The sequence below is a fragment of the Paenarthrobacter sp. Y-19 genome, from assembly GCF_029223985.1.
Lineage (GTDB): Bacteria > Actinomycetota > Actinomycetes > Actinomycetales > Micrococcaceae > Arthrobacter > Arthrobacter nicotinovorans.
Genome location: NZ_CP119414.1, coordinates 3,348,240 through 3,370,959, shown reverse-complemented (window position 1 = coordinate 3,370,959; position 22,720 = coordinate 3,348,240). Strand labels below are relative to the sequence as shown.

General features: G+C 64.4%; 22 protein-coding genes. 10 read left to right on the top strand and 12 right to left on the bottom strand.

Annotation, left to right across the window (positions count from 1 at the left end):
• Positions 1-188: 188 nt before the first annotated feature.
• From PYR64_RS15685 to PYR64_RS15660, 6 genes are all read right to left on the bottom strand, one after another.
• A complete protein-coding gene (locus tag PYR64_RS15685) occupies positions 189-1,775 on the bottom strand; it encodes a carbohydrate-binding domain-containing protein (RefSeq protein ID WP_275776184.1) in 1,587 nt (528 codons plus the stop codon).
• A gap of 10 nt (positions 1,776-1,785) precedes the next feature.
• Positions 1,786-2,589, bottom strand: a complete 804-nt coding sequence (locus tag PYR64_RS15680) for a polyphosphate polymerase domain-containing protein (RefSeq protein WP_275776183.1) — start codon at positions 2,587-2,589, stop codon at positions 1,786-1,788.
• Entirely contained in the window at positions 2,586-3,239 is a 654-nt protein-coding gene (locus tag PYR64_RS15675) for a DUF4956 domain-containing protein (RefSeq protein WP_275776181.1), read from the bottom strand. The genes PYR64_RS15680 and PYR64_RS15675 overlap by 4 nt, the downstream gene beginning before the upstream one ends.
• On the bottom strand, positions 3,236-4,369 hold the full coding sequence (locus PYR64_RS15670) for a bifunctional glycosyltransferase family 2/GtrA family protein (RefSeq protein WP_018778834.1): 1,134 nt from the start codon (positions 4,367-4,369) through the stop codon (positions 3,236-3,238). Before PYR64_RS15670 ends, PYR64_RS15675 begins: the two co-directional genes overlap by 4 nt.
• On the bottom strand, positions 4,366-5,352 hold the full coding sequence (locus PYR64_RS15665; RefSeq protein ID WP_275776172.1) for a phosphodiester glycosidase family protein: 987 nt from the start codon (positions 5,350-5,352) through the stop codon (positions 4,366-4,368). The genes PYR64_RS15670 and PYR64_RS15665 overlap by 4 nt, the downstream gene beginning before the upstream one ends.
• A gap of 84 nt (positions 5,353-5,436) precedes the next feature.
• On the bottom strand, positions 5,437-6,018 hold the full coding sequence (locus tag PYR64_RS15660; RefSeq protein WP_039242981.1) for a DinB family protein: 582 nt from the start codon (positions 6,016-6,018) through the stop codon (positions 5,437-5,439).
• Positions 6,019-6,130: 112 nt separating this feature from the next.
• Here PYR64_RS15660 and PYR64_RS15655 point away from each other — a divergent pair, with 112 nt between their 5' ends.
• The 4 genes from PYR64_RS15655 to PYR64_RS15640 are packed head-to-tail and all read left to right on the top strand — an operon-like array spanning position 6,131 to position 9,332.
• Complete coding sequence (locus tag PYR64_RS15655) at positions 6,131-6,337, top strand: ribbon-helix-helix protein, CopG family (protein ID WP_223941739.1); 207 nt, start codon at positions 6,131-6,133, stop codon at positions 6,335-6,337.
• Positions 6,334-6,702, top strand: a complete 369-nt coding sequence (locus PYR64_RS15650) for a type II toxin-antitoxin system death-on-curing family toxin (RefSeq protein WP_018778838.1) — start codon at positions 6,334-6,336, stop codon at positions 6,700-6,702. The genes PYR64_RS15655 and PYR64_RS15650 overlap by 4 nt, the downstream gene beginning before the upstream one ends.
• Before the next feature lie 58 nt (positions 6,703-6,760).
• Positions 6,761-6,949, top strand: a complete 189-nt coding sequence (locus PYR64_RS15645) for a hypothetical protein (RefSeq protein WP_144027665.1) — start codon at positions 6,761-6,763, stop codon at positions 6,947-6,949.
• Between the two features lie 10 nt (positions 6,950-6,959).
• Complete coding sequence (locus PYR64_RS15640) at positions 6,960-9,332, top strand: polysaccharide lyase 8 family protein (RefSeq protein ID WP_275776164.1); 2,373 nt, start codon at positions 6,960-6,962, stop codon at positions 9,330-9,332.
• A 32-nt stretch (positions 9,333-9,364) separates the two neighbouring features.
• Here PYR64_RS15640 and PYR64_RS15635 read toward each other — a convergent pair whose 3' ends face one another.
• Entirely contained in the window at positions 9,365-10,552 is a 1,188-nt protein-coding gene (locus PYR64_RS15635) for a substrate-binding domain-containing protein (RefSeq protein ID WP_055972395.1), read from the bottom strand.
• A gap of 153 nt (positions 10,553-10,705) precedes the next feature.
• On the opposite strand from PYR64_RS15635, the gene PYR64_RS15630 reads away from it, so the two are divergent.
• Positions 10,706-12,154 (top strand): sulfatase-like hydrolase/transferase, encoded by a 1,449-nt coding sequence (locus PYR64_RS15630; RefSeq protein WP_275776162.1) that lies wholly within the window; start codon positions 10,706-10,708, stop codon positions 12,152-12,154.
• Here the strand turns inward: PYR64_RS15630 and PYR64_RS15625 are convergent.
• The gene (locus PYR64_RS15625) at positions 12,151-13,221 is read right to left on the bottom strand and encodes a Gfo/Idh/MocA family oxidoreductase (RefSeq protein ID WP_275776160.1); all 1,071 of its coding nucleotides are present in this window, start codon (positions 13,219-13,221) and stop codon (positions 12,151-12,153) included. The genes PYR64_RS15630 and PYR64_RS15625 overlap by 4 nt on opposite strands.
• 243 nt (positions 13,222-13,464) lie before the next feature.
• Between PYR64_RS15625 and PYR64_RS15620 the strand changes: the two genes are divergently transcribed.
• From PYR64_RS15620 to PYR64_RS15600, 5 genes are all read left to right on the top strand, one after another.
• Complete coding sequence (locus PYR64_RS15620; RefSeq protein ID WP_275776158.1) at positions 13,465-14,802, top strand: extracellular solute-binding protein; 1,338 nt, start codon at positions 13,465-13,467, stop codon at positions 14,800-14,802.
• A complete protein-coding gene (locus PYR64_RS15615; RefSeq protein ID WP_018778844.1) occupies positions 14,802-15,800 on the top strand; it encodes a sugar ABC transporter permease in 999 nt (332 codons plus the stop codon). The genes PYR64_RS15620 and PYR64_RS15615 overlap by 1 nt, the downstream gene beginning before the upstream one ends.
• A 10-nt stretch (positions 15,801-15,810) precedes the next feature.
• Complete coding sequence (locus tag PYR64_RS15610; protein WP_018778845.1) at positions 15,811-16,716, top strand: carbohydrate ABC transporter permease; 906 nt, start codon at positions 15,811-15,813, stop codon at positions 16,714-16,716.
• Positions 16,717-16,818: 102 nt separating this feature from the next.
• Complete coding sequence (locus PYR64_RS15605; protein ID WP_018778846.1) at positions 16,819-17,127, top strand: MmcQ/YjbR family DNA-binding protein; 309 nt, start codon at positions 16,819-16,821, stop codon at positions 17,125-17,127.
• 10 nt (positions 17,128-17,137) lie between these two features.
• Positions 17,138-17,443 carry a hypothetical protein gene (locus PYR64_RS15600; RefSeq protein ID WP_018778847.1) on the top strand — a complete coding sequence of 102 codons (306 nt, stop codon included), beginning with the start codon at positions 17,138-17,140 and terminating at the stop codon, positions 17,441-17,443.
• A 98-nt stretch (positions 17,444-17,541) separates the two neighbouring features.
• On the opposite strand, the gene PYR64_RS15595 is transcribed toward PYR64_RS15600, so the two are convergent.
• From PYR64_RS15595 to PYR64_RS15580, 4 genes are read right to left on the bottom strand one after another with little or no spacing between them, the layout of a single operon-like run.
• Positions 17,542-18,354 carry a bifunctional allantoicase/(S)-ureidoglycine aminohydrolase gene (locus PYR64_RS15595; RefSeq protein ID WP_055972375.1) on the bottom strand — a complete coding sequence of 271 codons (813 nt, stop codon included), beginning with the start codon at positions 18,352-18,354 and terminating at the stop codon, positions 17,542-17,544.
• 14 nt (positions 18,355-18,368) lie between these two features.
• On the bottom strand, positions 18,369-19,631 hold the full coding sequence (locus tag PYR64_RS15590; RefSeq protein WP_275776154.1) for an aldolase: 1,263 nt from the start codon (positions 19,629-19,631) through the stop codon (positions 18,369-18,371).
• A 1-nt stretch (position 19,632) separates the two neighbouring features.
• Positions 19,633-21,231, bottom strand: a complete 1,599-nt coding sequence (gene aceB, locus PYR64_RS15585; protein ID WP_275776152.1) for a malate synthase A — start codon at positions 21,229-21,231, stop codon at positions 19,633-19,635.
• An 18-nt stretch (positions 21,232-21,249) separates the two neighbouring features.
• Positions 21,250-22,650, bottom strand: a complete 1,401-nt coding sequence (locus PYR64_RS15580) for an NAD-dependent malic enzyme (protein WP_018778851.1) — start codon at positions 22,648-22,650, stop codon at positions 21,250-21,252.
• Between the last annotated feature and the right edge of the window lie 70 nt (positions 22,651-22,720).

The window sequence follows — 22,720 nt, the reverse complement described above, 5'->3', positions numbered from 1 at the left end:
CACCAAGGGGCTGTCCTGATCCGAGGACCGATCACAGCGTTGTATGCCATCGCGGACCAGTAGCCCGACTCAGTGCGTCCCGTTTTCTGCTGGATCATTCGCTTGTTCCCTCTGAAGATCCCCGGATTACCGGGGACCGCGTCGGGGCGATGACGAATGATCCAGCAGAATTGCACCTGCCACGAAGCTCAGCGGCGGCCGCCGCCACCGCCGCCGGGACCTTGCGCCTGGGTGTACTGGCCCGCGGTCACGGTGCCCTGTTGCTTGGCGCCGTCGATGGATCCCGTCGTGAGGCCGGCTGTGGCATCGGCGGTGCCGCCCGTGTACACCGTGTACGTGGCACCGTCGGCGATCGCGGAAGAGGAGAACACCAGGGATGCGATGGTCTTGGTGGTCACGAACGTCGCCACCACGGCTCCCGACGAGTCGACGATGTGAACCGGGGTGCCCGCAGATACGGAGGAACTGAACGTGATCTGCACGCCGGACTGTGTGGAGGAGGTCCCGGGGGTTACGGCCATCCCGGCGCTTCCCGCAGCAGCCACGGTGCCTCCGGAAACGGCAAGCTCGCCGTTGACATCAAGTGCTCCGTTGCCGTCGTTGGTGGGCCCGTTGACCATGACGGTCCCGCCGGAAATGCTGGCGTTTCCGTTCGAGTCCAAACCGTCACCCTGCGCATTGATGGTCAGTGTCCCGCCGGAGACGTCAACGCTGTAATCGCCGACGGTCTCGCCCCCACCCATGCCGCCGCCCATCCCGCCACCCATGCCGCCGCCGTCGGCAGTGCTGGAGGAGGCTCCGCCCGAGGCGTTCACGCCGTCATCGTTGGAAGTGACGGTCACGTCCCCGCCGGAGATGGCGATGTGCTGCGCCTCCAGCCCTTCTTCGGACTTGGCTACGTTCACTGTGCCGCCGGAAACAGTCAAGGTGTTGAACGCCTTCACGCCGTCATCTCCCGCGGTCACGGAGAGGGAACCACCGCTGACCAGCAGCCAGCCCCGCCCCTCGTCCGTCTCGTTGTCGGCCTTCACCCCGTCGCCGCCCGCGGTCACCTGGTAGGCGCCGTCCAGGAGCACGGTGTAGTCCTTCCCCCGGATGCCGTCGTCTGCTGCCTCGACGGTGACTTTGCCCGATGCCAGGACCAGGCCGTCCTTGGAGACGATGCCGTCGTTGTACTTTCCGGTGACCTTCAGGGAACCGGGCCCGGCAATGGTCAGGTCCGCCATGGAGAAGAGGGCCGCGTTGGGTGCGTCGTCGCCTTGGTCCGCGTAGCTTGCGGCATCCGTTACGGTGTTGGTGCTGCCGTCCTCCAGGTACAGGATCGCTTCATCGGCGCTTTGCACCACGAACGGGGAACCGCTGGAGTTACCAAGCTGCACCCCGTCCAGGATGATCCTCACCGTGTCTGAATCGCCCGCGGCCACCATGATCTTTCCGTCAGTCAGCGAGCCGCTGAGGCGGTAGGTTCCGGCGGCACTGATGGTGACGGTATTGCCGTCCACCGCCACGCCGGTGGAGGACGACGACGTCACTTTGCTGCCGCCGTCGGCCAGGCTGATTGCCACTTCCGTTGAGGCGTCCCAGCTGAGGTCGTCGCCGTCGTAGTGGGTGTCTTCTTCGATGGTGGCGGCGGTGACTGCCTGCTGGGTGGTGGTTGTTGTGGCCGTGCCGGAGGTGCCTGAGGACGTGGAACCGGTGGTTGCGGCGGAGCAGCCGGCCAGGGAGATCGCCAGCGCGACGACGGCAATGGACAGGGAGGTGCGGAATGAGCGCATGGTTGATTCCTTAGCTTTGGGGGAGTTGGTTGAGGGGGCGCAGCGGCATCCTGCGCCGAAGGGTTTGATTCCACCGGTTTGCGGGCAGTTCCGGGTGGAGTGCGGCCATGCCGGTGGCGAACTTGGAGATGCGGCACGGCCGGACGCCGTTGGCCCAGAGGTGCCGGTCCAAGGGGCCCGGGGCGGAGCCGGACTTGGTCTCCACCACCACCGCGTCGTCCAGGACCCAGGGCTGCCCGTCCGGCCGCTGCCAGGTGACGTCGGAATCGATGGTGGCGCGGCTTCCCGACTCAGGCAGGAACAGCGTGGTGCGGTTGTACTGCGTGGACAGGACGGGGGACAAGGGGCCGAACGTGACGTCCCCGATGGCCGCGGAAAGGGTCTCGTTTACATAGAGAAGGCCTTCGTCAGTCAGCCGGTCGCGATCGCAAAGTTCGTACGGGATGCGTTCCTTGACGGTGGCTTCACGTGCTCCTTCGGTCTTGACTTCAAGGAAGCTGACGGCGCTGTCCACGTAGGTCCGGGTGCGGATCTTGAAGCGCCGGCGCCGCCCGTGGGCTGCCAGCATGTAGCTGTCCAGTGCCGGGGTGTCGAAGTACACGGAGTCGTAGGCGAAGGTCCGGGCCCCGTCCATTTCCAGGACACGGGCGTGGGTGGTGAAAGTGGAGAGGACGCGTCGGGCTGCTGCCGAGGGAACCAGGTACTTGCGGTCAACACGGGTCAGCAGCGCGGCTTCAGCAGTGAGTTCTTCAAGCCCGACGGCGGGAAGCCGGCCCAGGTGGGGCATGACCCCTGGAGCTTCGGGCCAGCTCATGCGACACCCGCAGAGGTGGGCATGGACGGCTGGGGCGACGGCTTGGCAGGCAGTTCCTGCGGCGCCTCTGTCAGCGCGCCCGCTGGATGGTTGACGGTGAGCCGGGCGGGGCGGACCGCGTAGCGGACATCCACGATCGTCTTGTCATTCACCAGGTCCAGCTCCTGGATGGTGGCCGAGTGGACGGTACCGTTGAGGACTTCCTCCAGCCGGACGTAGAGTTCGGCTTCGTCGTTGATGGCCCGGTCCAGCACCACCGTCTGGTGGCGGTAGGAGGGCAGGACCTTCGGGTTGTCACCAATGAACATCACCAGCAGGACCAACGACATGAGGGACAACGTCAACCACAGAGGCTCGACGCCGATGCCCGAGATCAGGCCCAGCGCCAGTGCCGAGAAGTAGTAGGCAACCTCGTGCTGGGCAAGTTCGGTGGAGCGGAGCCGGATGATCGAGAGCACACCGAACAGCCCCAGGCCCAGACCAACGCCGGCAGCAGAACCGGACAGTGCGGTGGCGACTGCGAGGACTCCCACGTTCATGCCGAGGTAGGACACCACCAGGTCACGGCGCCTGTGGCGGCGGAGGTACAGGGCCAACGTGAGGATGGAAATGGCAGCGAGGTCTGCGGCTATGAGGATGAGGGTGTTCATCGGTTACTCCGGAATCTCTGGGGGAATTGGTGTCCACTTTCCAGGGCCACGCTGTGCTGGAACTGTGCCGGGACCAAGGGTGGGGTATGCGTTTCCTTCTGTGCGGCACGGCCTTTGCGGGTGAACAGGAAACGGTGCTGCACTACGAAACTGATGCCCAGCAGCGCGGCCTCCGTGAGGATCTTTGCGGGCAGGTCCGGGACGGAAACGGACGTCAGCGCCAGGATCGAGGCGTAGTTGGCCGCCAGCAACACCAGCACCAGGGCCACATAGCCGGCCGCGGCCACCCGCAGTGGCCGGTCTTTGCCGTGCTCGAACACCAGGCGCCGGTTGACCAGGAAGTTCACTGTGGCGCTGACCAGCCGGGCACCCAGCACGGCAATGAGCAGGGAGTCCGTGACACCGATGAGCACCAGGAACATCACCATGTCCACCACGAAAGCGGACAGGGACGAGCCCAGGAACTTCAGCAGGGGGGCGTAGATCCTGATCGAGTCCGCGACAGGCCGGAAGTGCGAGCCTGCGTTGTCGTTCAGGTACACGGTGGCGATCCCGACGCTGCTGATGCCGTAGCCCGCATGCTTCGCTTCGAGCAGCAGGTTCAGTTCGTACTCGTACCGCTGTCCGCGGACCGTCAGCAACCAAGGGAGCATGTCCGCTTTGTAGCCCCGCAGGCCCGTCTGGGTGTCCGTGATCCGCTGGCCCGTCGCTAGCCTGAACAGGCCGCGGGTCACGGTGTTGCCGAACCGGCTCCGGGCCGGGACATTCCCGGTGAAGTTCCGGGAGCCCAGGACCATGGCCGCGGTGACGTGCCGGACCCGGTCGGCGACGGCCAGGATATCCGCCACGCCATGCTGCCCATCGCTGTCGGCGCACACCACGTCATGTCCCGGAAAACGCTCAGCGATGAAGGCGAAGCCGCTCTTGAGGGCGTGACCTTTCCCGCCGTTCACGGCGTAACCAAGCACATGGCACCCAAGCTGGGCGGCGGCGTCGAACGTGTCCTTGTACTCGGGGCCGGAACCGTCGTCCACCACCACGATGCTGATCCACGGCTCTGCTTCCTGGAGGTTTCGGACAAGGGTGATGAGCTGGTGGTCCGGCTCGTAGGCCGGTATCAGGATGATCATGACCGGGCGATGTAGAGGATGTCCGAGGTGCCGCGCTCTTTGTTCTCGCCGAGCGGGTTGTTCACCAGGGATCCGTTGAAGTACATGGTGGAGGAGCCGCCGCCGTCGATGTTGTACGCGGTGGTGGCGCCCAGGTCCTTCATGATCTGCGCTAGGCCCGTCATGGTGACGCCGGCGGAGTAGCCGGGGCTGCGCCCGTCCACCACCACGAACACCAGATGGTTCTGGTCGATGACGCCCACCGCCGTGCGCGGCTGTTCGCCCTGGATGGAGTGGTTGCCGAAATTTGTATCAACTTCCACGTCCTCGATGCCCGAGGCAATCTCGCCGTTGTCCAGCAGCGACGGGCCAAACGAGAGGGTGTTCCAAACGCCATCCGCGATGAGTTGGTCAGCGGTGGTGGTGGTCTCGTCGTACACCTTGACGGTGCCGTCCTTGTAGAAGGCCAGGCCCTGCCGTGCGCCCTCATCCCGATACACCACACCGTTGCGGATCACGATGCCGGTGTCCCGGAAACCGTAGTAGTCGCCGTTGATGGCGAAGATCGCGTTGTGGTCCTGGGCGATCGCGGAGGTGTTTTCAGTGATGTTGCCGCCGTACGTGTCCTCCGCGAATGCCGACTTCAGCGTGGTGGCCGCATCAAGCACGACGTCGGCAACGTAGTACGTGACGGTGCTGTCGCCGCTGCCGGTAGTTACCTTGCTGATGCTGATACCGGTGTCACCCGAGGTGTAGCCAGTATCAGTGACCACGGCGCTCGCGGAGGAATCAGCGGCGCTGCTGTCCGTCGTCGTGGTTACGGTGGTGCCGGCCTGGCTGGCTTCGTATTCCGAGACGTTGGTGATTTCGGCGTGCGGAATGACGAAGCGGTCCAGGGCCCAGGCTGTTGCACCCCCGGCAGAGAGAGTGACCGCCAGGACGGCGGAGACGATCGCTCGCCGTGTCCGGCGGCCTTTGCGGTTTTCGGTCTGTGGAGGAGTCATGCCTCATTTCTACGGAGGCAGGCTACGCCTGAGGTTTGCCTCGCATATGCGGCGGCTGTGAAGGTCTCCCCGTGGCTGTGAAAGTCAGCGCCCGTCGGCTTCCAACGCTGCCTGTTCTATGCGCCGGCGGTGTGCGGCCAGTTCTTCTGCGGTCCGTTGAGGGATGTTGGGATCATTCGCGCGCTGGCCGGCTTGGCCGTCGATAAGTTCCCGGATGATGTCCGCATGGCCTGCGTGGCGGGCCGTTTCGACGCACATGTGGACCAGGATCTGGTGCAGGGTGACGTTCTTTTTCTCTTCGGACCACCACGGCACTACGCCCGGCGCGTCCAAGGGGAGGGACTCGATGGTTTCGTCGCTGTGCTTGGCGGAGAAGTGGTGCAACTCGATGATCTCTTCGCGGCTCTGGGTGGCAGGCACCCACATGTCGGCGTCGGGTTCGGCGGTGGCCTCGTACCAGGGGAGTTCCCGTCCGTTCGGTCGCCCGAACGTTTCGCCGAAGTATCCCAGCTCCACACCGGCAACGTGTTTCACCAGGCCCAGCAGGTTGGTTCCCGTGGGGGTCATGGGCCTGCGGACATCGTATTCGCCGAGGCCGTCCAGTTTGTCCAGCAGGTCCTGCCGGCGGGTACGGAGATAGTTGAGCAACGTTGCTTTGTCATCCATGGTGAGCACTCTACCGAAGGGGTGCTGCAGCGAGATCGCCGCGAACCCGGGGCAGTCCGCGACAGTCGGGACGAAGCTCTCTTCATCAGTACCATTCTGGTACCATTGATGCATGGCCATGAACCTGCGCGTACCTGAAGACCTGGATCGACGGCTGGAGAAGTTGGCCGCCGAGGAACACACATCCAAGTCCGCGCTCCTGCTACAGGGGGCAGAGCTGGTTCTGCAGCGCCATGCGCGCCGACGCGAAATCAGCGAGGGCCTTGATTTCGTCATGAGTCATGATGCTGAGCTCCTGACGCGCCTTGAAGACGCGTGACAGCATACCTGGACATCGAGGATGCCCTTCAAGTCGTTGATCGGTACGGCTTCCATATCCGCGATGTCGGCCTGCTCGCCTCGGCTTTGGCCAGGCCGGCTACAACCGTCTTGGGCACAGATGCCTATCCCGACCTTGCGCTGAAGGCGGCTGCGCTGTTGGAGTCCGTCGCCCGGTTCCACCCACTCATTGATGGCAACAAGCGAACCGCATGGACACTCATGGTGCTGCTGCTTTGGGTCAACGGATATCAGCATGACTTCACCACAGATAAGGGCTTCAAGCTTGTCGTCGGTGTCGCCAGCGGCACCATCGAACTGCGGGATTCTGCCGCCGAAATCTCCCAACACCTGGTGCCACGTTAGTCGTACCGGGAATCAGCCGCCCGTACAGTCTCCCAAGCGACGCTCCGTAGGCAAAGCAGTGCAGAAAGCCCAACTGTTCGCCGCAGCCGGGGCCCGGGAGGTCTCGACGGCGGTCCCGCACGTTTCCGGCGACGTGGACGTGACCAGGTACTGCTTTATTCCTCTCTTCGGCATCGCGTTGACTTCAACCCAAGCCAGTGGCGGACCCGGCGAAGGACGCCGGACCCCGTCCCGCCACGAGTGTTAGGAGCAACTCCTTGTCACTTCAATTCCCCCGCAGGACCCTGCTCCAGGGTGCCGGCGCACTTTCCCTGGCGGCAGTGGTCAGCTCGATGTTCGCACAGAACGCCTGGGCCGACGCAGAACCGGGCGCCGCGGAGTTCGCAGCGCTGCGAAACCGTTGGGTGGACCAGATCACGGGCCGCAACGTCATCCAGGCCGGCGACCCTGACTTCGCCAAAGCCATCACGGCACTGAACAACAAAGCCGCAGACTCTCTGGCCAAGCTCAACACGTCGTCGGGTCGAACCTCGGTGTTCACGGACCTGTCCTTGGCCAAGGACGCAGAAATGGTCACCACCTACACCCGCCTGTCCCAACTGGCCACGGCCTGGGCCACCCCCACAGCGGCCGTGTTCGGGGACGCCGCGGTCCTTGCCGCCATCAAGGCCGGCCTGGCTGATGCCAACACCCTTTGCTACAACGACAGGAAGGAAGAGGTAGGAAACTGGTGGTCCTGGGAGATCGGCGTACCCCGGGCACTCGCCGACGCCATGGTGCTCCTGCATGCCGAATTGTCGGCCGCTGAACGCACTGCCTACTGCGCGGCCATCGACCATTTCGTGCCCGACCCGTGGCTGCAGTTCCCGCCCAAGCGCGGCAAGATCACCTCCGTTGGCGCCAACCGCGTGGACCTGTGCCAGGGCATCATCATCCGTTCCCTGGCAGGAGAGGACCCGGCCAGACTCAACCATGCTGTGGCCGGACTCAGCCAGGTGTGGCAGTACGTCACCAGCGGAGACGGCATTTTCCGCGACGGCTCGTTCATCCAACACAGCACTACTCCGTACACCGGTTCCTACGGAGTTGTCCTGCTCACCGGGCTGTCCAAATTGTTCTCCTTGCTGGGAGGTACGGCGTTCGAGGTTTCCGACCCAACGCGCAGCATCTTCTTCGACGCCGTGGAGGGCTCGTTTGCGCCCGTCATGATCAACGGGGCCATGGCCGATGCCGTCCGCGGCAGGAGCATCAGCCGTGAGGCCAACACTGGCTATGACCTGGGGGCGTCGGCGATCGAGGCCATCCTGCTCCTGGCACGGGCCATGGATCCAGCGACGGCGTCCGGATGGCGGGGTTTGTGCGCGGGCTGGATTGCGCGCAATACCTATCGACCGATCCTCAACAGTGCGAGCGTGCCCAGGACGGCACTGGTCAAGGAGCTCCAAGCTACTGGTGTTGCCCCCGTGGCAGAAGCTACGGGCCACAAGCTCTTCCCCGCGATGGACCGCACCATGCACCGCGGACCCGGCTGGGCATTGTCGCTCGCCCTGTCCAGCAACCGCATTGCCTGGTACGAATGCGGCAACGGCGAGAACAACCGCGGCTATCACACTGGCTCCGGCATGACCTACTTCTACACGTCCGACCTCGGCCAGTACGACGACGCGTTCTGGGCCACGGCCAACTACAACCGCCTCCCCGGCATCACGGTGGACACCACTCCCTTGCCGGACAAGGTGGAGGGGGAGTGGGGCGCTGCCGTTCCCGCGAATGAGTGGAGCGGGGCCACAGCGCTGGGTGAGGTTGCCGCCGTCGGACAGCATCTGGTGGGGCCGGGCCGCACGGGCCTGACCGCGCGGAAGTCCTGGTTTGTCAGCGGCGACGTCACCGTTTGCCTCGGCGCGGACATCAGCACTGCTTCGGGCGCCAAGGTGGAAACCATCGTCGACCACCGCAACCTCCACCAAGGCAGCAATACACTCACGACGGCGGCGGGCACTATCGCTGGAACGGCAGGCACCGTTGAGGTGCTGGGCGATGGGCGCTGGGTGCACCTGGAGGGATTCGGCGGGTACGCGATGCTCGATGATTCCCCGCTCCACGTGTTGCGGGAAACCCGGTCCGGCAGCTGGTCCGGGGTCAACATCAACGGCAGCGCCACGGTGCAGCAGCGCAATTTCGCCACCCTCTACGTGGACCACGGGGTCGGGCCTGTCGCCGGCAGTTATGCGTACATGGTGGCGCCGGGAGCATCGGTAGACCTGACCCGGAAGCTGTTGCAGGGAAACAAGTACAGCGTGATCCGCAACGATGCTACGGCCCAGTCCGTGGAGTTCAAGACCGCGAAGACCACGGCCGCAACGTTCTGGAAGCCCGGAATGGCGGGGGACCTTGGGGCGTCGGGTCCTGCCTGCGTGGTGTTCTCCAGGCATGGGAATGAGCTGAGCCTGGCCGTCAGCGAGCCGACGCAGAAGGCCGCCGGCCTCACGCTGACCTTGCCGGAGGGTACGTGGTCCAGCGTCCTGGAGGGCGCCGGCACCCTGGGGACGGACGCCGACGGGCGGAGCACCCTGACGCTTGACACCACTGGGCTCAGCGGCCAGACAAAGCTCATCAAGCTCCGCCGCTAGAGCCTCGTTGCGGGGCCTGCTCTGCGCGCCATTTAGCCCCCGGAGACCGCAGAGCGGGCCTCACAACGCTTCGCCCCGCAGGAGTCACGGACAACAATGCGTGGCCGCAACCGGATTTGGTACAACGGACATGCGTCACCTTCGGTCAGCCGACGCAGCAGGACATCGGCGGCCATGACGCCCAGCCTGTGCTTGGCGGGCGAAACCGCCGTGAGCGGTATCCGGGCGAGGTCAGCCATTTCGTCGTCATAGGAGACGAGCGCGAGGTCCTCGGGAACCCGAACCCCGTGCCTGGACGCGGCGCCTTCCAGCAGAGCGGCTTCCCGGTCTCCGAAGACCAACGCCGCCGTGGCACCACTGCCAGCCAGCAGCCCGAACATGTGCTCGGCCTGGTCGGCTTCCCACTCCGGCTTGGTTGCGCTGAACGCCATGTGCCCGTCGTTCTCCAACCCCAACGCCGTGATGGCAGCCGTATACCCTGCGATGACCGCAGCCTGCGTGGGATTGCTGCTGCGAGCGGCCTCGTTCGCGCGCGTGAGCAGCCCGATCTTTCGGTGACCCAAGCGGTGGAGGTGCATGACGGCGTCGTACGCTCCGCCTTGGTGATCCGAGCAGACGTGTTCCGTGCGGTCGCCGGGCCCCAGATCGTCAAGGCTCCGCTCCAGGAGGACAACCGGCACGGGAAGGGCCATGAGCTCGGCGACGCGCTGCTGGGGATCGGCCAAGCCGGTCAGCGTCGGCACCAAGATGAGGCCGTCCACTCCGGCATCCAGAAGGAACTGGATTCCGGCGTTCTCGCGCGTGAAGTCGTAGTGGTACGTGGACAGTTGCAGGCTCGCGCCCCGGGCCGAGAGGTGTTCCTCGATCCCTTGGAGGACGCGCGGGTAGTACAGCTGCGTGTCCGGGAGCAGGACGCCGATGACGAACCTCGAGCGTTTCTGCGTGCGCTGGGGTGCAGCGACGAAGCTGCCGGCGCCCTGCCGCCTGACCACCAGCCCTTTGCCTACAAGGTCCTCGAAGGCCCTCCGCACCGTGGTCAGGGAAAGGCCGGTCTCTGCCGCGAGTTGCTGCTCGGTGGGGAGCTTGGTCCCCACGGCCCACGTCCCGGCGAGGATGTCCCTGCGGAGGTCGTCGCTCAAGTCCTGGAACTTCAAGTTGGCCTTGGCAGTGTCGCGAAGGGGTGCGCCACCGGAGTCCGGTTCCTGTTTCCTCTTTGGCATGATCCATCTCCACCTGTGGACAGACGATTTCTCTCATCATGCACCACAATTTAGAGAGTATTTGAGGAGTAATTGTCAGATCCCCGGAGTATTTTCACGCCAACCGGGAATGCTCATTGATTCCTTGCCTTGAGGCTCAGTAGCAATGGGAGGGTGTCCAACAAGAAGCCGAACATCCTTTTCATCCTCAGCGACGACCAAGGCGCCTGGGCGCTGGGTTGCGCCGGAAACCCCGAAATCCACACGCCAAATCTGGACGGCCTCGCTGCCCGCGGCACGCGGCTGGAGAACTTCTTCTGCGCCTCACCGGTCTGCTCCCCGGCGCGCGCCAGCCTGATGACCGGGAACATCCCGTCGCGCCACGGCGTCCACGATTACCTGGCGGGCGTCGAAACCGGACCCCAGGCCATCGACTACCTGCAGGGGCAGCGGTTGTTCACGGATGACCTCGCCGATGCCGGCTACCGCCTGGGCCTGTCCGGCAAATGGCACCTTGGCGCCAACGATGCTCCACGGAAGGGCTTCAGCCACTGGTTCGCCCTGGAAGGCGGCGGCAGCCCGTATGACCGCTCGGTCATGTACAGGTTCGACGGCGGCACCAGCCACCGGGAAACGGTCACCGAGTACTTGACGGACGCGATCACCGGCGATGCCCTGGACTTCATCAACGATGCCTCGCAAGAGCCCGAACCCTTCTTCCTGGCCCTCAACTACACAGCTCCCCACAAGCCGTGGAAGGGGCAGCATCCGCCGGAATTTGAGGATCTCTACAGCGACTGTGAGTTTTCCAGCTGCCCGCAGGAAGCCATGCACCCGTGGACTCCCACGGTGGACGGGGTGCCGATCGGCGGCGAAGCAGACACCCGTGCAGCCCTTGTGGGGTACTTTGCCGCCGTCAGTGCCATGGACGCCGGGATCGGGACGGTCCTCAGCCGGCTGGAGCAACTCGGGATCCAGGACAACACCTTGGTGGTCTTCAGCAGCGACAACGGTTTCAATTGCGGCCACCACGGCATTTGGGGGAAGGGCAACGGGACGTTTCCGCAGAACGTCTACGATTCCTCCGTCAAAGTGCCGGCGATCTTCGCGCTCCCGGGCAGGATCCGGCATGGCGCTGTAGTGACGGAACTGTTGTCCGCCTACGACGTGGCGGCCACCATCCTGGAGCTGGCGGGGGTAAACCACTGCCCCTTCGAAGACGGGCCGGGACAGTCTTTCGCGGAGCTTTTAGGCGGGCTGCCACCGGCGGCCGGGGATCGCGCCGTCGTGGTCTTTGACGAATACGGTCCCGTCCGGATGATCCGCAGCACCGACTGGAAGTACGTGCACAGGTATCCGCACGGTCCGCATGAACTCTACGATCTCCTGGCCGACCCGGACGAGCGAGTCAACCTTGTGAACGAGCCGACGCACGCTGCACGGGTGTCCGCCATGCGTTCCCGGCTTCAGGAATGGTTCCAGCTGCACGCCGTCCCTGGCCTCGACGGGAGTTGGCTTCCCGTGGCCGGGGCAGGCCAGACTGCGTCCGTGCTGGATGATCCCCTGGGGGCTTTCACCCCACCCAACTGGGATGGCACGGACGCAGCCGGAGGGTCGTCCTAACCGGCGTCCGTGAGGGCGAGTCCGGCACTGAGTTCCTGGGCACTGAGCTCTTGGGCACTGAGCTTTTGGGCACTGAGCTCCTGGGTACTGTCCAGGAGAACCACGGCCTGGCCGCTTCCGGCAGCCTCGTAGGACGCCAGGACTACCTCCACGATGTGGCGGGCGTGCTCAACACTGACTTTGGGGACACCGCCGTCGAGCACAGTGATGAAATCCTGCAGCTGCAGGAAGAAACCCTCCTGGATGTCCTCGGGCCGCGGCTCCCATACCGTGCGTGTCACGCCGTCGCGCCGGACCAAGGTTCCATGGTGGGGGCTGCAGGACAGGGTGCCGTACTCACACACGATCAGGACCTCGTCCAAGCGCTGCACGGCGTCGGACACCACGGAGATGCTGACATGCACCCCGTTCCTGAGGGTCAACGCCATGGCACCGTCGGTTTCCACGGGAACGCCGAAGCGCTTGAGGGTAGAGGCGCTCACGGACTCAACGGGTGCGCCACCGAACCAGATGGAGCGGTCAAGGCAATGGCCGCCGATGTTCATCAGTGCACCCCCGCCTGCCATGGCCTCGCTGAAGAACCAATCCGGCCGCGTTCCCGGACGGTAATCGGTGGTCCGGTAGTCGCGGATCATCAGGACCCGTCCGAGTTCGCCGCTTGCCAGTACGTCCTCGGCGGCCAGTTTCTCCGGAAGGAAATGCTGGATTTGCCCGATCACCAAGGACACCCCGGCCTTCCGGCACGCTTGAATCATGCGATCGCAGTCGGCCACGGTGGTGGCCATGGGCTTTTCCACCAGCACGTGCAAGCCGTGGTCGGCTGCGGCCAGCACCATCTCCAGGTGCAGGGCGTGCGGGGTATTGATGATGACGGCGTTCAAGCCGGCCTCGCGGTACATGGCCAGGTAGTCCCCAAAGACGGAAGCCCCCCATGGCGATGCGACCCTCTCTGCGGCTTCAGGCCGCAGGTCGCAGACGGCGGCCAACTCCACGTTGCTGATCCGCGCTGCGGATGCTGCATGGAAATGTGCCACGGCGCCCGCGCCAATGATTCCAAGTCGTATCAATTTCCCTCTTTAGCTCGGAGCCGGAGCGCGGGCTCGTTCGATCGGAACGCCGCGCAGGTCTCCTCGATTGTTGGGCAGCCGGAAAAGAGGAATAAATGCCTAATTGGGTCCCACCGCCCACGGGCTGCCAGGCAGGTGGAGAAACTTTCCAAAATACTCATTGAATCCTGCTTTCGGGGACTGTGAGAGTCGTCTCACTGAACCGCATCCGGCTGGTTCCCCCTCACTCGAAAGGTGATTCCCATGGGCAAAACAGCCCGTCATCTTCGCCCGCTGGCCGCCCTGTTGGGTGCAGCGCTTGCCTTGTCCACCACTGCCTGCGGCGGAGCCACCGATGCCTCCCCGGCCGCCGAAGCCGTGGATATTTCCGGGTCCATTTCCGGCCAGACCATCAACTATTGGTCGATGTGGAAGGACGGCGAACCTCAGCAAAAGGTCATCGCCACTGCCATCGCGGACTTCGAAAAAGAAACCGGCGCCAAAGTCAGCGTCCAATGGCAGGGACGCAGCAACACCGAAAAGCTCGTCCCTGCGCTGAACACCAACAACGTCCCGGACCTGGTGGACGGAACACTCGCCAAGCTCGCTCCGGTGATCGGCGAAACCGGGCAGGCAAGCCCCCTGACGTCCGTCTACGCGTACGAGCTGGACGGGAAGACCGTCAGTTCAGTGATTCCGGAGAAGTTCACCAGCAACGGCGTCTTCAAGGGAGAGGACGGACAGCCTTGGATGGTGCCCTACAGCATCAGCTCGGACGGCATCTGGTTCGATGCCGCCAAGCACCCGGAGCTCAAAGCAAAGCCGCCAGCCACCTGGGATGAATTCATTGCTGTCCTGGACAAGCTGAAGGCCGGCGGAACAGCCCCCATTGCCGCCGACGGTGATATCGCAGGCTATAACTCCACCTGGTTCGTTACCTCGCTGCTCCGGCTCAAAGGCGCCGGCAGCTTCAAAGCCCTCGCAGAAGACAAATCAGGCGCAGGATGGGATGACCCTGCCGTCCTTGAAGCAGCACAAAAGGTGGAAACCCTGGTCAAGGGCGGATACCTCAACAGTGGCTACAACGCCAGCAAGTTCCCCGCCCAACAGCAGCTCTGGGCAAACGGTGACGCCGCCCTGATCCTCAACGGCTCGTGGACACCCACCGAAACCGGTTCATACGCCGCCCCGGGCTTCGAATACTCCTCGTTCCAGTTCCCGGCCATCGGCGACAAGCCGGCCAGCGCCCGCGTGGACTTCATCGGCTTCGCTGTTCCGGCAAAATCCAAGAACCAGGTTCCTGCCCAGCGGCTTGCGGCGTACCTGCTGGGCGCCAAGTACCAGGACGCCCTCGGAACGGACGCCAAGGTGCTGCCGGTGAGGCAGGACGCACCGGTGGATCCCGCCGTCGCAAGCGTCAAAGCCGCCATCGACGCCGCTCCGGCCACGCACCTGCAGAACGACGGCGTGACGTTCCCCGGCTACACAGAGAAAGTCTTCTTCCCCAGGGAGGATGAACTGTTCCTTGGAAAGACCACAGCCGCAGAGTTCGTGGCCAAGATGAAGGAAGCCCAGATCCAGTACTGGAAGGACAACGGCTGATGTCGGTCGGCCTGAAAGAACCCCGCGCCGGTAAAGCGGCACTGCAGAATCCCGAGTCCCGGAAACCGGTGACCAGGAAGGCCTCAGCTCAGGGCCGCCAACCGGGAAGCTCCATCGATGTGCAGCGCAAGAAGCTGCTGGTTCCCTTCGTCGGGCCGGCGTTCGTCCTGTACACGGTCCTGTTCATCGTTCCCGCCCTTGGTGCAGTGTGGATCAGCCTCCACAAATGGGCCGGCTCCGGACCCATGAAATTCGTGGGCCTGGACAACTACGGCCGGATCTTCCGGGACCCGCTGTTCCTGTCATCGTTCGGCAACACCCTGCTGCTGCTGTTCGTGGTGGGAGCCGCAATCTTCATTCTCGCTTTCGCCATGACGCTCGTCCTCCGGGACATGGCAGGGAAGAAGGTGGTCCGTAACGTCATCTTCTTCCCGCACCTCATCAACGCGCTCGTTTTCGGTGTCCTGGCCGGCTTCATCTTCAACCCCGGCGGAATGGTCAACAGCCTCCTTGCGCCCCTTGGAGTGACAGACCCGCCCAAGTGGCTGGCACAGGACAACATCTTCCCACTCATCATGGTCACCCTGGTCTGCACCACCACCGGTTACTTCACCACCATCCTGATGGCCGGCGTCGACCGCATCCCGCCCTACTACTACGAGGACTGTGCCCTGGCAGGAGCCTCCGCGTTCCAGCGGCTGCGGTACGTCATCCTCCCGCTGACCTGGGATGTCTTCGGCACTTGTGCCGTGCTGTGGACCATCTCGTCGGTGAAGATCTTCGAGATCGTGTGGGTATTCGGCGGTAGCTCCGGGGCAGGGGTGCCTCCCACCCAAAGCTGGACGGCAGCCGTCTACACCTACGTCAACGCCTTCTCCGGACAGTCAACGCCTGCCTATGGAGCAGCAACGGCCTCCGCTGTGTTGTCCCTGGCGCTGATCTCCGTCCTGGTTGTCCTGCTGCGCCGCGCCATGCGTCGCGACGCCGTCGAGTTCTAAAGGAAATGACATGAGCGAATACAAACTGCTGGCTCCCTTGACCGCCCGCAGGCGGGGACGCCGCGGTGTCAGTCCCGCCCTGCGCGGGGAACGCAGCGTAGTCCGGGGCATCGGTGTGGGGTTGCTGTGGCTGGTGGTCGCGATCAGTATCGCGGCGCTGGTGTGGATGGTGGCGCAGGCCTTCCGGGATACACGGGCCATTCTTGACGACCCCTGGGGCGTGCCGGCCTCCCTGGACTTCGGCAACTTCGTCCGGGCCTGGACCGTGGGAGACTTCGCGGTGGCCACGTGGAACAGCCTTCTGACCACAGTGGTGTCGTCGGTCCTGACCGTCGCCATCGCCGCGCCGTGCGCCTACTACCTGAGCCGGGTGGACAACAGGCTCACCCGCGGCCTGAGCCTGTACTTCATCCTGGGCCTCGGAATTCCGGCGCAGGTCATCCTGATTCCGCTGTTCGTGATGCTGAACAAGGTGTACCTCACGGACAGCATCATCGGATTGAACCTCGTCTACATTGGGGTTTCCATGCCGTTCACGGTCTTCCTGCTGACCGCCTTCTTCCGTTCCCTCCCCCTGGAAATGGAGGAAGCCGCAGCCCTCGACGGGACCACGGCCTTCGGAACCTTCTGGCGCATCACCCTGCCTTTGGCCAAGGGAGGCATCCTCACTGCCTTCATCCTCCAGGTCATCTCGCACTGGAACGAGACCCTTCTGGCCTTGACCCTGCTGCAATCCACTGAGAAGTACACGCTCCCGGTAGCGCTGATTTCGTTCGTCCAACAGCAGACCTACTCCGGCGCTGACTGGGGTGGACTGTTCGCAGGCTTGGTGATGGTGGTGCTGCCCATGCTGGTCATCTACGTGTGGCTGGGCCGCCGACTTACCGAGGGACTCACGCTCGGGATGGGCAAATAGACCCTCGACGCCGGGGCTACCGCGGACTCTGGTCGATAACGCAGAAGCACGGGTTGCCGGGCATGTCTTGTCCTCGGAAGCGCGCCAATGCCACAGTGAACCATGGCCACCGAAGAGGACGTCAGGAGCATCTGCCTGGAGATGCCGGGTGTCAGCGAACGCTTGAGCTGGGGTCAACCCGCCTGGTTCGCCAAGACGCTCATGGCACGTATCTGGGAAGACGGGGTTGTCACGGTCAAGACCGATGAACGTGAAGCGCTCGCAGCCATGGAACCGGACACCTATTTCTGGACACCTCATCACGACCAGTCCCCGAAGCTGCTCCTGATCCGGCTTGAGGGCATCGATGTGGACGAGCTCGACGAACTGCTGCAGGAGTCGTACAGGATCGCCGGCGGCCGGGCAGGTTAGACTCGGCCGCATGGGGGAACACAACGCACTTGGGGAACACCACTCACCGCAGCCTGCCCGGAAACTGGCGGTCGTCGTCGTGCCTTTGCTGGGCCTGGTTGCCGTGATCGTGGGGCTGATCGTGGCGTGGAACGGAACCAACGAACCGATTGGTTGGTTCGCCTACGCGCCGCTGAGCGACAACGTCTTCCAACCGAGCGGGGGGAGCTTTGTCAGCCGCGGAAGCCAGCTGGGACTGGCCGTGGCGGGGGTTGGCCTGCTGGTCCTCGCCTTCTGGGCCGGGCTGGCCATCGGCCGCCGCCAAGTTCGCCGCTGACTTCGCCGCAAGAACGCGAAATCGCCGCAGGAACGCGAAATCGCCGGAGAGCTCCAGCGAACTGGCAGCTTTCCGGCGATCTCGGCGCAAGCAGAAGACTAGGTGAGCTTCACCTGGCGGTTCATGTCCTTGTACAGCAGGTAGCGGAACTCGCCCGGTCCACCGGCGTAGCAAGCCTGCGGGCAGAACGCGCGCAGCCACATGAAGTCGCCGGCTTCCACCTCAACCCAGTCGTTGTTGAGCAAGTACATGGCCTTGCCTTCCAGCACGTACAAGCCGTGCTCCATGACGTGGGTTTCCGGGAAGGGGATCACGCCGCCGGGCTGGAAGGTCACGATATTGACCTGCATGTCGTGGGCGAGGTCGCTGGAGTCCGTGAAGCGAGTGGTCTTCCAGACGTCGTTGGTGTCCGGCATGGAGGTGGGCTCCACGTCCTTCTCGTTGGTGACGAAGGACTTGGCCTCGAAGCCTTCAAGGCGCTCGTAGGCTTTGCGGATCCAGTGGAAGGAGACGATGTCGTCCGAGACGTTTTCCAGGCCCCACTCCGCGCCGGCGGCGAGGTAGGCGTAGCCGCCCTCCTCGAGGTGGTGCAGTTCGCCGTCGAGCGTCAGGTTGACCTGGCCCTTGGTCACGAAGATGACGCCTTCAACGCCGGCCTCGAACTCTGCCTTGGGTGCCCCGCCGCCCGGCGCGATCTCGACGATCAGCTGGGAGAACGTGGTGGCGAAGCCGGAAATCGGCCGCGCGATGATCCAGGAACGCGTGTTGGAGAAGCCCGGCAGGTTGCTGGTGACGATGTCCGTCATCACACCTTTGGGGATCACCGTGTAAGCCTCGGTGACGATGGCCCGTTCCGTGGTCAGATGTGTCTGGGGCGGCAGTCCGCCCTGCGGGTAGTAGTAGTTGCCCATGCGGGAAGCTCCTATCAGTGGGAAGTCGGTTGTGCGAGCCGCGGGTGCGCAAGCGCGGTCAGCTGTGAAAGTTCGACGCCGGCAAGCGCCTTGACCTCGTCGGTCCCCACTGCGCCGCACTGGACGCCGCGGAGGACGAAGCCTGCGAGGGCACGGGCCGTGGCGGGCTCGTCCATGACGCCGCCTTCGGTGCGTTCCACGTAGTTGCGCAGGCGCAGTGCCGCGGCGGGAAGGCCTTCGCGGTAGAACGCATACGACGCCGAGAAGCGGCTGGGCAGCTGGGCGGCGTGGAGATCCCAGCCTTGGTAGTAGCCGTTCTCCAGGGAACGGCGGACCAGCCGGCCGTGCAGCTTCCAGGCATCTTCCACGGCGTCACCGACGGGGATGATGTTGGTGGAACCGTCGGAGAGACGGATTCCCGTGCCGGCAACAGCGAGCTGCATGACTTCCTTGGCGAAGTCGGCCACGGGGTGCTCCATGGACTGGTACTCGGCGGAGATTCCCAGCGAGGCGCTGTAGTCGTAGGTCCCGTAGTGCAGGGCACTGATACGGCCCGGAACAACGTGGGGGAGCTGGGCTACCGGAGAGGTCCCGTCGGCACCGATGATGAGCTGCGGCGTTTCCACCTGCACCTCGAAGCGGAGCCGGCCTGCGGGGAGTCCGTGCACTTCTTCCAACCGCGACACTGCGAAGTCCATGGCCTGCACCTGTGCCACCGTGGTGACCTTGGGCAGGGTGAGGATCAGCCCGGCAGGGAGTTCCCCGGCCTGGGCCAGGGTGGAGACGAACAGGTCCAGGGTCTTCAGGCCGCGGGCACGCGTCGGTGCTTCGAAGCACTTGAAGCGGATGCCGATGAACGGCGGGGCCGTTCCGGCGGCAACTGCTGCGGCAACTGCGTTGGCGGCAGCAACGGCGTCGGCGTCTTCTGCCTCATCGCCGCGGTCGCCGTAGCCGTCCTCGAAGTCCAGACGGAGGTCCTCGATCGGCTCGGAAGCGAGCTTCGCGGCGACGCGCTCGGCAACAGCGGCAGCCAGGTGCGGTTCCTGGCCCAACAGCTGACCGAGCTTTTCGAGGCCACCGTGGGCTTCCGCCGTCGCGAGTGCCTGGGTGCCCCAATCTGCCACGAAGGTGGTCGTGAAGCGGTCGGCGGGGATGTAGACGGTGTGGATGGGCTGGCGTGAGCCGTCGTCGCCGGGGTAGTTGCGGTCAAGCAACTGGTCCGTTGCCTCCAGCTGCGACTCAATGTGTGCCAGGTCGGATGCCGAGAATGAACCCATCTCAGCCCACCAGCTCATACGCGGGCGTGGTGAGGAAGTCCGTGTAATCGTCGGAGAGACAGATGTCCTCGATCAGCTTGGACGCCGGCTCGTAGTACTTGGTGAAGTTCTCGTCGCCGAACTCGATCCGCAGGCGCTCGGTTTCTTCGCCCAGGATGCGGGTGACCAGTTCGCGGGTCACGGTGTTGCCCGTGTCGGCGAGGACGGACTTGTTGCGGATCTGCTGCCACACCTGCGAGCGGGAGATTTCCGCGGTCGCGGCGTCTTCCATGAGGTTGTGGATGGCTACCGCGCCGCTGCCGGAGATCCAGACGCCCGTGTAGGCGACGGCGACGTACAGATTCAGCCGCAGGCCGGCTTCCGTGACGGTTCCACCGGCGGACGCGACGTCGATCAGCTGCTCAGCGGTGACGTTCACCTCCGGGCGCTGCTTGTCCAGCTGGTTGGGGCGGTCACCGAGCACGGAGTCGAAGACTTCGCGGCAGGTGGGAACGAGGTCCGGGTGGGCAACCCATGAACCGTCGAAGCCGTCGTTCGCCTCACGGGTCTTGTCGGCGCGGACCTTGTCGAAGGCGGCGGCGGTGACGTCGGGCTGCTTGCGGTTGGGGATGACGGCGGCCATGCCACCCATGGCGAAAGCGCCGCGCTTGTGGCAGGTCTTGACCAGGAGTTCGGTGTAGGCGCGCATGAACGGAGCCGTCATGGCAACGGTGGCGCGGTCCGGGAGGACGAACTCTTCGCCTGCATCACGGAAGTACTTGATGATGCTGAAGAGGTAGTCCCAGCGGCCGGCGTTCAGGCCAGAGGCGTGGTCACGGAGTTCGTAGAGGATCTCGTCCATTTCGAACGCGGCCGGGATGGTCTCGATCAGCACGGTGGCGCGGACGCTGCCCTGCGGGATGCCGAGGAAGTCCTGGGCGAAGACGAAGACGTCGTTCCAGAGGCGTGCCTCCAGGTGGCTCTCCATCTTGGGCAGGTAGTAGTACGGGCCGTGGCCGTTGAGCAGAAGCTGCTTGGCGATGTGGAAGAAGTGCAGGCCGAAGTCCACCAGCGCACCCACGGCGGGTTCGCCGTCGATCAGCAGGTGGCTCTCTTCCATGTGCCAGCCGCGGGGACGGGCCACCACAACGGCCAGGGGAGCGTCCGTGCGGAGACGGTATTCCTTGCCTTCGGGGGAGGTGTAGCTCAGGGTTCCCTGGGCGGCGTCGCGGAGGTTGAGGATGGCGTCGATGACGTTGGGCCAGGTGGGCGTGCTGGCATCTTCGAGGTCAGCCAACCACACCTTGGCGCCGGAGTTGAGGGCGTTGATGGCCATCTTGGCCGGGGTCGCGGGGCCGGTCATCTCAACGCGGCGGTCCTGCAAAGCTGCGGGTGCCTCGGCAACCTTCCAGTCGCCGTCGCGGATTTCGCGGGTCTCCGGAAGGAAGTCCAGGCGGCTGGTTTCGGCGACCTTTTGGCGCTTGGCTTTGCGGGCCTCCAGGAGTTCGTCGCGGGTGCCTGCGAAGCGCTGGTGCAGTTCCTCGATGAAGGCCAAGGCCTTGGGGGTGAGGATTTCCTCGGCGCGATCGATCGGCTGGGGATCTGTGACTGTGATAGCCATGTGAGCGGATTCCTTTTTCTAGAGTGCGCTGGCGGCGTTGGCGTGCGCAGCGTTGGCTACGGCGGTCGCTACATCGGCGGCAACATGGGGATCGAAGACGCTGGGGATAATGTAACTCGCGTTCAGCTCCTCGTCAGCTACCCGGTTGGCGATTGCCTCGGCTGCGGCTACCAGCATGTTCGGCGTGATGTCCGACGCTCCGGCATCCAGCAGGCCCCGGAAGAACCCGGGGAAGGCCAGCACGTTGTTGATCTGGTTCGGGAAGTCGCTGCGGCCCGTGGCCACTACTGCTGCGTGCTTGGAAGCAATCACGGGATCGATTTCCGGCGTCGGGTTGGCCATGGCGAACACGATCGCGTCCTCGGCCATGGAAGCAACCTGCTCCTCGCCGATCACGTGCGGGGCGCTGACACCGATGAAGACGTCCGCTCCCTTGAGGGCGTCGTGCAGGGTTCCGGAGAAGCCTTCTTCGTTGGTGTTCGCGGCGATCCAGCTGCGGTGCTCGTCGTCGTACTTTTCGCCCGAGTGGATGGCTCCGGAGCGGCCGGCGGCGATGATGTGCTGCGCGCCCTGGGCCTTGAGGAGTTGGATGATGGCCGAGCCGGCAGCGCCGACGCCCGAGACCACGATCTTGACTTCGGAGAGCTTCTTGTCCACCACACGCAGGGCGTTGACCAAGGCAGCGAGCGTGACGATCGCGGTGCCGTGCTGGTCATCGTGGAAGACCGGGATGTCGAGTTCTTCGCGGAGGCGGTTCTCGATTTCGAAGCAGCGCGGCGCGGCGATGTCTTCGAGGTTGATGCCGCCGTAGACCGGTGCCATGGCCTTGGCGATCATGATGATCTCTTCGGTGTCCTGCGTGTCGAGGCAGACCGGCCAGGCATCCACGTTGGCGAACTGCTTGAAGAGCGCAGCCTTGCCTTCCATCACGGGAAGGGCGGCTGCGGGGCCGATGTTGCCGAGGCCCAGGACTGCGGAACCGTCGGTGAGGACGGCGATGGTGTTGCGCTTGACCGTCAGGTTGCGGGCAGCGGCCGGGTCTTCCGCGATCGCCATGCAGACGCGGGCGACGCCGGGAGTGTAGGCGCGCGACAGGTCGTCGCGGTTGCGCAGGGCTACTTTGGGGACAACTTCGAGCTTGCCGCCCAGGTGCATGAGGAAGGTGCGGTCCGAGACGTGCTGGACGGTGACGCCGTCGAGGGCGTTCAGGGCGTCCTTGACGCGGGCTGCGTGGTCGTCGTCGGTGGTGTTGCAGGTGACGTCAACGACGATCGTCTCGTGGTGGGATTCCGTGACGTCCAGCGCGGTGATTGCTGCACCGGCTGCGCCGACGGCTGCTGCCAGTTCGCTGGTAGCGGTGAAGCTCGACGGTGCGGCGACGCGCAGGGTGATCGAGTTTCCGGGGCTCGGATTCGCCATTGAAATTCCTCCTGTAAGGCCCGTTCCCGGGCCGCCGTTCCAAACTGAATGTTTTCGTATTATGGATATT